General features: G+C 62.6%; 8 protein-coding genes and 2 pseudogenes. 2 read left to right on the forward strand and 8 right to left on the reverse strand.

The genetic code is table 11. The features are described from left to right. Nucleotides 1–495, forward strand: a pseudogene (locus tag A2J03_RS31035) (MFS transporter); the annotation flags it as partial. Between the two features lie 16 nt (nt 496–511). Here A2J03_RS31035 and A2J03_RS12060 read toward each other — a convergent pair. The 8 genes from A2J03_RS12060 to A2J03_RS12095 all read right to left on the reverse strand — a co-directional run bounded on the left by A2J03_RS12060 (nt 512) and on the right by A2J03_RS12095 (nt 9,597). After that, entirely contained in the window at nt 512–1,066 is a 555-nt protein-coding gene (locus A2J03_RS12060; RefSeq protein WP_032364186.1) for a PaaI family thioesterase, read from the reverse strand. Nucleotides 1,067–1,529: 463 nt separating this feature from the next. Next, nucleotides 1,530–2,594 carry a BtrH N-terminal domain-containing protein gene (locus tag A2J03_RS12065; protein ID WP_068373917.1) on the reverse strand — a complete coding sequence of 355 codons (1,065 nt, stop codon included), beginning with the start codon at nt 2,592–2,594 and terminating at the stop codon, nt 1,530–1,532. 46 nt (nt 2,595–2,640) lie between these two features. After that, the gene (locus tag A2J03_RS12070; RefSeq protein ID WP_068046070.1) at nt 2,641–3,477 is read right to left on the reverse strand and encodes an SDR family oxidoreductase; all 837 of its coding nucleotides are present in this window, start codon (nt 3,475–3,477) and stop codon (nt 2,641–2,643) included. 394 nt (nt 3,478–3,871) lie between these two features. Beyond that, nucleotides 3,872–4,612, reverse strand: coding sequence for a transglutaminase-like domain-containing protein (locus A2J03_RS12075; RefSeq protein ID WP_027498263.1), 741 nt, complete (start codon nt 4,610–4,612; stop codon nt 3,872–3,874). A gap of 69 nt (nt 4,613–4,681) precedes the next feature. Next, complete coding sequence (locus A2J03_RS12080; protein WP_068373920.1) at nt 4,682–5,890, reverse strand: NAD(P)/FAD-dependent oxidoreductase; 1,209 nt, start codon at nt 5,888–5,890, stop codon at nt 4,682–4,684. Beyond that, the gene (locus A2J03_RS12085; protein ID WP_027498265.1) at nt 5,887–7,275 is read right to left on the reverse strand and encodes a cytochrome P450; all 1,389 of its coding nucleotides are present in this window, start codon (nt 7,273–7,275) and stop codon (nt 5,887–5,889) included. The genes A2J03_RS12080 and A2J03_RS12085 overlap by 4 nt, the downstream gene beginning before the upstream one ends. 24 nt (nt 7,276–7,299) lie before the next feature. Beyond that, nucleotides 7,300–7,620, reverse strand: a complete 321-nt coding sequence (locus A2J03_RS12090; protein WP_042926005.1) for a 2Fe-2S iron-sulfur cluster-binding protein — start codon at nt 7,618–7,620, stop codon at nt 7,300–7,302. A gap of 225 nt (nt 7,621–7,845) precedes the next feature. Beyond that, nucleotides 7,846–9,597 carry an FAD-dependent oxidoreductase gene (locus tag A2J03_RS12095; RefSeq protein ID WP_068373924.1) on the reverse strand — a complete coding sequence of 584 codons (1,752 nt, stop codon included), beginning with the start codon at nt 9,595–9,597 and terminating at the stop codon, nt 7,846–7,848. Between the two features lie 517 nt (nt 9,598–10,114). On the opposite strand from A2J03_RS12095, the pseudogene A2J03_RS12100 reads away from it, so the two are divergent. Further along, nucleotides 10,115–10,417: pseudogene (locus A2J03_RS12100) on the forward strand (hypothetical protein); the annotation flags it as partial.

Below are 10,417 nucleotides of genomic sequence, written 5' to 3' on the forward strand. Positions count from 1 at the left end.
GTGAGCAGACTGACCGTCGCAGCGACTTACCCTGACCTGCTGTGGCCCTTGCTCATCATGAGCGCGGGTTTGGGGTTGTGTACCGCCCCTGCGACTTTCGCCATCGTCTCGGACACTCCTGAGGCCAAACACGGGGTGGCTGCCGCGGTCAACGACGCAGCTCGCGAAATCGGTGCCGCGATTGGGATTGCGGTAGCCGGTAGCGTGCTCGCGGCCGGTTACGTTCAGCACATTCAGCCGGCTCTGCCCCAGCTACCCGAGCCTGCCCGTGGTCCGGTGGCCGATTCTCTGGCCGCCGCGTTACAGGTCGCCGACCGCGCAGGACCAGCTGGTCAGCCGCTGGCCGAGTTCGCCAGAGCCGCATTCGTACACGGAAGTGGTCAGGCGACACTGGCGTTGGCGGCGCTGACCGCCGCTGGGGCACTCGTCCTCGCCGTCTTTGCGCCAGGTAGACGCAGCCGTACGACAGCCACCGCGGGTGATGGACGTCGGTGAAGGTCGGCCAGGGTGTCTATTCTTCGGTGTGATTCGTGTCTGTGGCCCGGAGTTGGGCTCGGGCTTGGGACTGCATGAAGTGTTCGACCTCGACCACCACGAACAGGGCAGTAGCGGTGGCTACCGAGCGGCCCTGCGCATCGTCCATCGTGGCCGTGAGATCCAGTTTGCGCCCATCACGAGACCGAACCGCAGCACGCAATACGTATGGAGTGCCGAGCAGAACCGGCGCCAGGTAGTCGAGCTCGAGACGCCGCGTCACGGCGAGCTCACCCACTGTGTAGAGCAGGAAGCCGAACAGATCGTCGAGAACGGTCGCCACCGCGCCGCCGTGTGCTATCCCGGGTGCCCCGACATGACGTTGATCGAACACATGGTGAGCCACCACGCCGTTCTCGTCACGCTGGACCGACAGGGCGTGGCCGTGCGGGTTCTGCGGCCCACAACCAAGACAGTCGGGGTGGTGGGGCGGTAGATCAGGCGAGTCGAAACTCGTGCTCCAGAACGAGCGCGCCCAGTTCTCGACAGCGGGGCCGGCCGACCCGCTGACCTCGTCCGGAACTCTTTTCATGGTCGGACCTCTCTGTCGTGAAACCGTGCCGAGTCTGTCGCGTCTTCGCGCGCTCGGCCTGCACCGCAGCATCCGGTCGGGCGTTCGTCCGACCGGTCGGCGCACTCGCCCCGCCATGATTACCACGAGCGGGAGTCTTCTCACCGAATGCACCGTCCCCTTCCGGGCGCGCCTGGCCCGATAGCCCACACGACGCGGCCGCCCAGCCGAAAACGGTGACCGCGAACATCGAGGGCTCCCGTCGGCGGCTGAATTGCTGTCGGCGTGAGGCAGGGATCAGGGTCTGTTGCCGAGCAACGACACGGCATCGATACAGCCAGCGTCCACCGAGAGGCGTCCGACTGTTCCGTCCGGCAACTCCTCGGTCGTTCGGTGCCTCCGCACGCCTGGGGCGATCCGACACGAGCGGCTGCAGCACAGTGCGATGCACCGTCTACCGCGCGCCGTCGAACGACGATGGGCATCATCTCGTGATGGCGGACAGCGAGCGTGAAGCAGACTCCAGGGACTCCACCAGGATCAGCTCGAGTGCAGGCAGTTCGGCAGCCGACACGGCCACCGCAGCTGCGCGTGTTCGTACATCGAGACCGCGTTGTGTTCCGGCGCGGGCAGTTTCGGTCCAGGCCTGGGCGCAGTGATCGGCGGCCGCCGCGAGGTCTGCGGTAGCGGGATCACCGGTCAGACGTGCAATCTCGGTACAGCCGTCGGCGAGAAGCCGACGAAAGAGCCCGCCTCCGGTTCCGGCCTTTTCGATGAAGATACCGAGACTGAACAGCAGCGTCTCGAGGTCATCGGGCGGAAGGTCGACCCAGCTCTTGACGTCGGTTGCCAGCTGGTCGACCGCGGCCAATCCTTCGGCACCGGCTGCTGGTACGTGGTCGGCTATTCCCGGTGTCGATGGGGCGCGCATGCTGGCGGCGGATCGGGCGAAGGCCGCGGCCGCGGCAGTCGACACGGGCGGCAGTGTCTGCGGCCATGTGATTCGGTACGTGCAGTGACGTGTCGGTTGCGGGAACGAGGTGGAAGATCGCGCCCGAGCGAGCGCGTCGAGCGGGATCTCCTGCACGTCGGCCCGATCGTTGTCGACGACCGAGGCAGTCCCCCCGATCTCGTCGTAGCCGATCACCACGATGTCGTGGCGACTCATCTGCAGTTTCACCCGTAGGTAGGGCAGCTCAGCGATATCGGCCCAGACCAGACTGGGTCGTCCCGCATCGATGTCGTCGCGAACCCATGACCATCCCTCAGCGGGATCGTCGGTCGTGAGAACCTCGACTTGTCCGCCGAGCCTGCGCGGTAGGTCGATCTCGAAGTCGGCACCGCGGCCGACCAGGTACATCGGTGGGACCAGGTCGTCCGATCGCAGGTAGGACAAACCCAGATCACCACCCAGTGCGAACACCAACCCCTCGTCGGGTGGTCCGTCCCATCCCAGACCGTGCCACTGGAGAAGGTCTCGCATTGCACCTGACCCGCAGTGCCCTCCCATCCGGTGGGGATAGTTCTCGATCAGAGTCGTGGGGGTCACTGTGACTGCCTTTCGGGTTGCTGGTCGAGCGCGCGTGTCGGCATCCTCAGCTGTTCCGGATTCTGTCGAGATACGTTCGGCGAGCAGCCATGTCGACGTCCGCGAGGAACACCGAATCTGTGTTCAGGGCCGCACCCAGTCCGGTCGCCAGACGCCGGGGGACGAATTTCACCGCCGCGACCATTGCGCCTGCGAGACGGGTGACGCGGACGAAGGGGCGTGGATTCTCGATCAGATCTGCTGTCGCGCGGGCGATCTCCTCCGGCTCGGCGTTGCGTAATCCCTTTGCGCCGGCGGTTCCGGCGACGAGTTCGGTGTTGGTGAACGTCGGGCGGACTGTGGACAGTCGAACCCCTGACTTGCGGTACTCCAGTCGTGCGGCCTCTGTGAATCCGATGACTGCGAACTTGGTAGCGCAGTAGGTCGCCAAACCAGGTACCGCGAGCTCGCCGGCCAATGACGCAGTGTTGATGATGTGTCCGGTGCGGCGCGGCAGCATGCGCTGAAGAGCCAGTTTGGTCCCGAAGATGACCCCCAGGACGTTGATCTCGACTTGCCGCCGGGTTACTGCATCGTCCTCTTCGTGGGCGTGGCCGGTAGGCATGATGCCCGCGTTGTTGATCAGGATGTCGAGGGGTCCGAGTTCACGTTCGACCAGGTCCAGAAACGTTGTGAACGAGTCAGGTTCGGTGACGTCGAGTCGGGTGACGACCTTCACCCCGAGTTCGGCGGCGGCCTCCTTCGCACGTGCCTCGTCGATGTCGCCGATGGCGACCCGGTGGCCTCGTCGAATCAACTCCTTCGCTGTCTGATAGCCGATGCCGCGAGCTCCACCTGTGATCGCCACGGTCCTGGCGGGGGTGTGAGGTGCGTTGTTCATCATGCTGCGCTCCTTGCATAGATGAGAGACATCGGTAGACGCCTGTCGGCCCGCTCTCGCGGTAGCGGCTGCGCACACGGGAGAGGGATATGGGTATCGCGCGTCGTCTCGTGCCCGGGGAGGCGTTCGGATCGGTCGTTCATCGCCCGCAGCCGCAACCCCAGCGGCAGAACGGGTCTCGTCTGTTCGGTGCAACTTCCGGTGTCGGCCTCAACACGGCCGCGGCGACGAGACAGTCATGTGGCACAGCTCTGCCAGCAGGTATCGGCTCACCCGATTCGAAGGTGTCCGAGGCGGTCCGAGTGTTCACGATCGCGATTGTTCGCGGAGAGAGCTCCGACCGATCGGCAGTCGGCCGCGATACGGGGTTCGGCGCGTATGTTCTCACCGCTTGTGTTCATCGAGACTCCCGCGGCGAGTTTCGATCCCCGGGAGTTTCGTCCGGCCGGGTGCGGCCGGTGAAAACATCATCGAGTGGGTGAGCGCCCGTGAAGATCGTGGGGCCGTAGGCGTGCCGAAGCACCGTCAAGATCGCGTTCAAGGGTAGGTCGTCGAAGACTCCTCGCTCGCGGACATACTCCATGTGCTGAGCTCCGTCTGCGGTGAAGGCATGCATGAGAGCATCGCGATCGCCGTCGAATTCCACTGGCGGCACGCCGAAACGAGCGCACAACTCGACATTGAATGCCGGCGTGGCCTTCAACCACCGGCCCTCGATGTAGAGGCGACTGTAGCCGTGGTAGACGAACAGGTCGGTGCCGCCCATCAGCGCGCGCAACGTCTCGGTCTGCAGGTGATTTCGGACGTCGGCGAAGCCGAGCAGTGCCGGGATACCCGCCGCCCGGCACACTGCGGTCAACAGCACCGCCTTCGGGACGCAGTAAGCGCGCCCGGTCTCGAGGACGAAGCTCGCCCGATAGTGGGCCGGATCGTCCGACACGGTGTACGGGTCGTACCAGATCCGGTCGCGGACGGCGGCGAAGAGGCGTCTGGCCTTGTCACGGTCGCTGCTCGCATCCCCGATTGCCGCGGCGGTGAACGCCCGCACGGATTCGTGCTCGATGTCGAGGAAGTCCGTTGCTCCCAGGTACGCGTGTGGTGTCTGCGTCGTATGTGCCCCGGGCGGGCGGTCTGTCATGGTCATCGCTGATGTTCCCTTTTCTGAGCAAACCGGTTGCTGTTGTGTGCACAACGACCGAAGGATCGGTCAGTTGCGCGCGAGTCCGCCGAGCATCAGGTCTTCGCGTTGGACGGGGAGTCGCTGGGCGATCACCCGTTTGCTGTACATGAACTCGCGCGGGCGACCTATGCAGTCGGCGGCAATGAGCTCACCGGCCTGGAGATAGAAGCAACTGAAATCACTGTCGCGGCTGGGGTCACCACTGAGAACCACTTCGTCGTATCCAGTGTTGAGGCCGGCGATCTGCAGCTTGAAGTGATACTGATCTGACCAGAACCACGGCAACGCTTCGATTTTTCTGGACTTCCCGCAGGCGGTCGAGGCAGCGACTTTGGCCTGCTCTCCTGCGCTCGAGACGGACTCCAACCGTAGTCGACGGCCGTAACGGGCCATGTCGTGGCTCGCGCAGTCCCCCGCCGCCATGATGTCGGGGTCGTTGGTCCGAGTGTGATCGTCGATCACGATGCCGTTGTCGATGACAAGACCCGCATCGGCGGCGAGGTCGGTGTTCGGCTCGACGCCGACACCGACGATGACCAGATCTGCGGGGATCGATTCCCCGCTGGCCAAACTGACTTCACGAACCTCACGGTCACCGGACAGGCCTTCGACCATCGCGTTCGTTCTGATGTCGACTCCCTGCTCGCGATGTATCCGCTCGAAGAACGTCGATACCTCGGGAGCAGTGACCCGCTCGAGCACACGCCCAGTTGCCTCGAGAACTGTGACCTGCACGCCCAGTGCGCGCAGCGATGCCGCTGTCTCGAGTCCGATGTAGCCGCCTCCGACGATCACCACCCGCCGGCCAGGGCCGGTGGCCATACGGATCCTCTCGACGTCCGCTGCGGTGCGCAGGTAGTAGACCCCGTGGAGATCGGCCCCGGGAACGGTGAGCCGACGAGGGCGGGCTCCCGTGCACAGCGCGAGCTTGTCGTAGGCCAGCTTCTCCCCGGTGTCGAGAACGACGTTGCCTTCCGACCGAACGATGGCCTCCACCTGCGCGTTCAGGAGCTGAATACCTTGCTTGGAGTAGAAGTCCGTGCTGCGAATGGCGATATCGTCGAGTACGCATTTGCCCGCCAGGTATGCCTTCGACAGCGGGGGGCGTTGATAGGGAGTGGCAGACTCGTTACCGATGAGGACGATCTCGCCTGTCCAACCTTCTTGGCGCAAACTAGCTGCCAGTTGTGCCCCAGCATGGCTTGCGCCGACGATGATCGCCCGTTGCGATGTCATGCGCTGGAAGTAGGCGTCAGGCGCACCATCATCTTGCTGATGCCCCGCACGAAATTCGACTGAACGTACTCGGGGTCGCCGACGACCTCGATGTTCTCGAAGCGGGGAAGCAACTCCTCCCACAGAATCCGCAGCTGCATTTCGGCCAGCCGATTGCCCATACACCGGTGTACACCGAATCCGAACGCGATGTGATTGCGCGCATTGGCACGATCGATGATGAAATCATCAGGATTCTCGAAAACGCGTTCGTCGCGGTTACCCGAGGCATACCACATCACCAATTTGTCACCCTTGCGGATGAATTGTCCGTTCAGAACGGTGTCGGCTTTGGCGATTCGGCGCATGTACGCCAAGGGTGTTTGCCATCGGATGATTTCCGAGTTCATGTTGGGGATCAAATCGGGATTGGCCTTCAATTTCTCGAACTGGTCGGGGAATTGGTTCAACGCAAGAACGCCACCGCTCATCGAGTTACGCGTCGTGTCGTTCCCACCGACGATCAGCAGGACGAGGTTGCCCAGAAATTCCATCGGACGATCGATCAGATCCTTGGTGTCCTCGTTGCTCTGCAACATGGTGATCAGATCGAAACCGGACTCTTCCCCTGCAGACCTCCTGGCTGCTTTGTCATGCCAGAGAGCGCTGAGGCCACGCGCCATGTCACGCATGCCCTCGAACACCTCGTCGTTGTCCGAGGGCCCACCGTTGGCTTGCTCCATCGAGGTTGCCAAATCGGACCAGTAGACGAGTTTGCGGCGTTGTTCGTAGGGGAAATCCAGAAGAGTTGCGAGCATCCGAGCTGTCAACTCGATCGAGACATTCTGCACCCAGTCGAACGGCTCGTTCAAGGGGAGGTCGTCCAATACCTCCCGTACCCGCGATCGGATCAGTCCCTCCATCTCCCGGAGGTTCTTCGGTGCGACAACCCCCTGGACGGCAGCGCGCTGCTTGTCGTGGCGTGGCGGGTCCATCGCGATGAACATCTCGATATCGAGAAACCGGGGCGGGACGCCGATGACGATGAACGGTTCGGCCGAGAACACAGCGTGGTTCTTGTCGACGGCCACGATATCGGCATGGCGCGTGACCGACCAGAACGGGCCGAACGGACTGTTGGGTTGGTAATGAACCGGTGCCTCGTTCCGCACGCGCTCGAAGTACGACTGCCACCGCCCTTGTCTGTAGAGAAAGGGGTTACTGAGGTCGATGTCGGCGAGCTCGACATCCTCGACCGGTGGGATGGGACTTTCGACGAAGATCTTCTTGCCATTCGTGCCAGTCACCCACCGTCGGGTCTTGTCGTACAGATGAGCGCCCTGGATCTGCAGCCCTATAGGGATGGTCGACTGGACCTTGTCGGTGATCGACTCAGAAACTTTCATGCTGTCGTGCCTGCCTTTCACACATCACAATTGGAATTCAGGTGTTCGAACGATCAGGCCATCCCACGCTTCCGAGGCCACCATCTGGCACGACAACCGAGACGTGGGTTCACGCTCGGGGTTCATAGCCAGCATCTCCTCCTCGTTGGCACCGGACAGACCCACCTCTCCTGACCACTGCGGGTCGACGATCACATGGCAGGTGCCACAGGCCGTTTCGCCCCCACAGTCTCCATCGATCCCCGGCACAGCATTGTCGGTTGCAATCTGCATCAACGATCGACCTTCGACCAAGCCCGCCTCGTGCTTCTCACCATCGTGGGCGACGAAAGTTACAACTGCCATGTCAACTCCTCAATTTTCTTCGCGATTGATAACAGTGTCGCCGCAAACGTGAATGGCGGCCATGTTACGTAGAGTCAAAAACTTGTGAATTCGGGTCAGACGGTTCGCCCCAGAGATCCGACCTGAGTCCACTCCAGATGTGGATTGCGACAACTCTGCGCTCCGCACGAAGGCATCGAGCGGCTGGGCTCCTGTTTCGAAATGCGCGCTCACCAAGTACTTCTTTCACCGCGAAGCCGTCTCACCGGCGACCAGATGGCCATTTCGGATCTCGACGATAGGCAATCTCAGTCCACCCGGAGCGTCCACCGGAACAACGGGCGAGTTGGGGGCGATGGGATCGAGCCGCTGATACGGAAGCCCCTGTGCCGGACGAAGATCGAGCTCGCCCTTGTTCGGCCACAGCGCGGCGGACCGCTCGGCCTGCGCGCTGATCGTCAACGACGGGTTGACGCCGAGGTTGGCCGATACCGCTGCCCCGTCCACCACGCTCAGCGTCGGGTAGCCGTGGACGCGGTGGTACGGATCGATGACGCCGTGCGCCGAATCCGAGGCGATGGCGCAGCCGCCGAGGAAGTGGGCGGTGAGCGGGATGTTGAACAGCTCTCCCCAGGTACCGGCCGCGAGGCCGCCGATCTTCTTGGCAATCCGCCGGGTGGCGTCGTTGCCTTCGGGGATCCACGTCGGATTCGGCTCCCCGTGGCCCTGCCTGCTGGAGATCGTGCGGCCGAACGGCCCACGCTTGGTGAACGTGGTGATCGAGTTGTCCAGGTTCTGCATGACCAGCGCGATGATGGTGCGCTCGCTCCAGCGCCGGACGTTGACCACACGGACGAACTGAACCGGATGCGCGATCATCGCGAACACGAATTTGAGCCACCGCGGAATCTTGCCTCCGCCGTCGGTCATCAGGGTCTGCAGCATGCCCATCGCGTTCGAACCCTTGCCGTAGCGGCACGGCTCGATGTGGGTGTTGGGACTGGGGTGGAACGAGGACGTGATGGCAACGCCACGCGTGAGATTCATCGACGGGTCCACCTCGTATTTGGCCGCTCCGACGATCGACTCGGAGTTAGTACGCGTCAGTTCGCCGAGTGTGTCCGACAGCTTGGGCAGCGCGCCGGTGTCTTTCATCTTGTGCAGCAGGTTCTGAGTGCCCCAGGTACCGGCTGCCAGAACGACATTGGCCGCGCTGTAGGTCTTCTTGCCCTTGCGGAGCCGAGCGCCGGTGCGCTCGGTGTCGACATCCCAGGTGCCGTCGGATCGGGGGCGTAGGCCGGACACCGTCGTCATCGGCACGATCTCGGCTCCTGCGCGCTCGGCCAAGCCGAGGTAGTTCTTCAACAGGGTGTTCTTGGCTCCGTGGCGGCAACCGGTCATGCACTCACCACATTCGATGCAACCGGTGCGCTCGGGGCCTGCGCCGCCGAAGTACGGGTCCGGGACGGTCTTGCCGGGCTCGTCACCGAAAAACACGCCCACCGGTGTCTGAATGAAAGTGTCGGCGACACCCATGTCCTCGGCGACCGACTTCATCACCTCGTCGGCAGGGGTCATGTGCGGATTGCGCACCACGCCCAGCATGCGGGTGGCCTGGTCGTAGAACGGCGAGAGCTCACTGCTCCAGTCGGTGATGTGCGCCCACTGCTTGTCCTCGAAGAACGGCGCCTGAGGCTTGTAGAGGGTGTTCGCGTAGTTCAGCGATCCACCGCCCACTCCGGCACCGGCGAGGATGAGGCAATCGCGCAGCAGGTGTACGCGCTGGATGCCGTACAGACCGAGTTTCGGTGCCCACAGGAAACGCTTGAGATCCCAACTGTTCTTCGCGAAGTCCTTGTCCTCGAAGCGTTGCCCGGCTTCCAGGATCCCAACGCGGTACCCCTTCTCCACCAGCCTCAGCGCAGTGACACTTCCGCCGAAGCCCGAACCGACGATCAGAACGTCGTAATCGATTGAACTGCTCGGTGGCGTCGCCATGGCGTCTCCTTCTGGTTCTTCAAACCGGATAACTGCTCCTCGCCCCAGGGGCCTGGACCCCAGCGCAAGAGTGCGCCCCCTCGACGGTGAGACCAAAGCCGACCGCCTGCCTACCCGGGCACACTACTATACAGACGATAATTTTTTGTCCAATTAATTGACAGATGCAGCCTGCGTGTACAGATACTAGTGATGCAGCTCATCAACCACAAGCCGCTGACGCTTCCGTCACCGGCGAGCCGAACCGAAAGGAGCCGGTGCGTCAGAAGCCAGCAAGGAGGGCTCTGACGAGAAGCCGAGGTGCACAGGCGGCGGGGCAAGCCCCGAGATCGACAAGCTAGATCCGCAGCGATCGTCACCGAAATGGCGTGCCGCTCCAGAATTGAACTACCAGGGTAGGTATGACACTAAAATGGTATCGACTCATTTGATGGAAACACTTGTGGACGAGATGGAGGACAGGAAGGCAGAGTTGACCGAGAATATCTCTTCATTCATAAGTGCATCAATCCATGAAATGAACGGCAATGCAGACGCAACCGGACTTCTACACACCAGCGTGAAAGCCAACATCAATGCGGCTATCGACTTCCTGGCCGACAGGACTGAGCACGACAACTTGCGAGCTCCGCATGCCGCCCTGTGCCATGCTCGCGTTCTCGCACACACGCATGTCCCGCTGACGGCGCTCGCCCGCGCTTATCACCTGGGCCAATCGAGATTTCTTGAGCATGTCCTGTTCTCGCTCTCGCGAGCTACGCACACGTTGGCCGCGAATCAACTTGCGCATCTGGTCAGCAGGTCTGCCGTCTTAATAGAC

Origin of the sequence: Rhodococcus sp. EPR-157, from assembly GCF_001647195.1 — a bacterium.
Classification (GTDB): Bacteria; Actinomycetota; Actinomycetes; order Mycobacteriales; family Mycobacteriaceae; genus Rhodococcoides.

What these genes read in the sequence shown, in the direction of transcription:
- A2J03_RS12060 (WP_032364186.1), bottom strand. Translation starts at nt 1,066, where the DNA reads ATGAAAAGAGTTCCGGACGAGGTCAGCGGGTCGGCCGGCCCCGCTGTC.
- A2J03_RS12070 (WP_068046070.1), bottom strand. Translation starts at nt 3,477, where the DNA reads ATGATGAACAACGCACCTCACACCCCCGCCAGGACCGTGGCGATCACA.
- A2J03_RS12075 (WP_027498263.1), bottom strand. Translation starts at nt 4,612, where the DNA reads ATGACAGACCGCCCGCCCGGGGCACATACGACGCAGACACCACACGCG.
- A2J03_RS12080 (WP_068373920.1), bottom strand. Translation starts at nt 5,890, where the DNA reads ATGACATCGCAACGGGCGATCATCGTCGGCGCAAGCCATGCTGGGGCA.
- A2J03_RS12085 (WP_027498265.1), bottom strand. Translation starts at nt 7,275, where the DNA reads ATGAAAGTTTCTGAGTCGATCACCGACAAGGTCCAGTCGACCATCCCT.
- A2J03_RS12090 (WP_042926005.1), bottom strand. Translation starts at nt 7,620, where the DNA reads ATGGCAGTTGTAACTTTCGTCGCCCACGATGGTGAGAAGCACGAGGCG.
- A2J03_RS12095 (WP_068373924.1), bottom strand. Translation starts at nt 9,597, where the DNA reads ATGGCGACGCCACCGAGCAGTTCAATCGATTACGACGTTCTGATCGTC.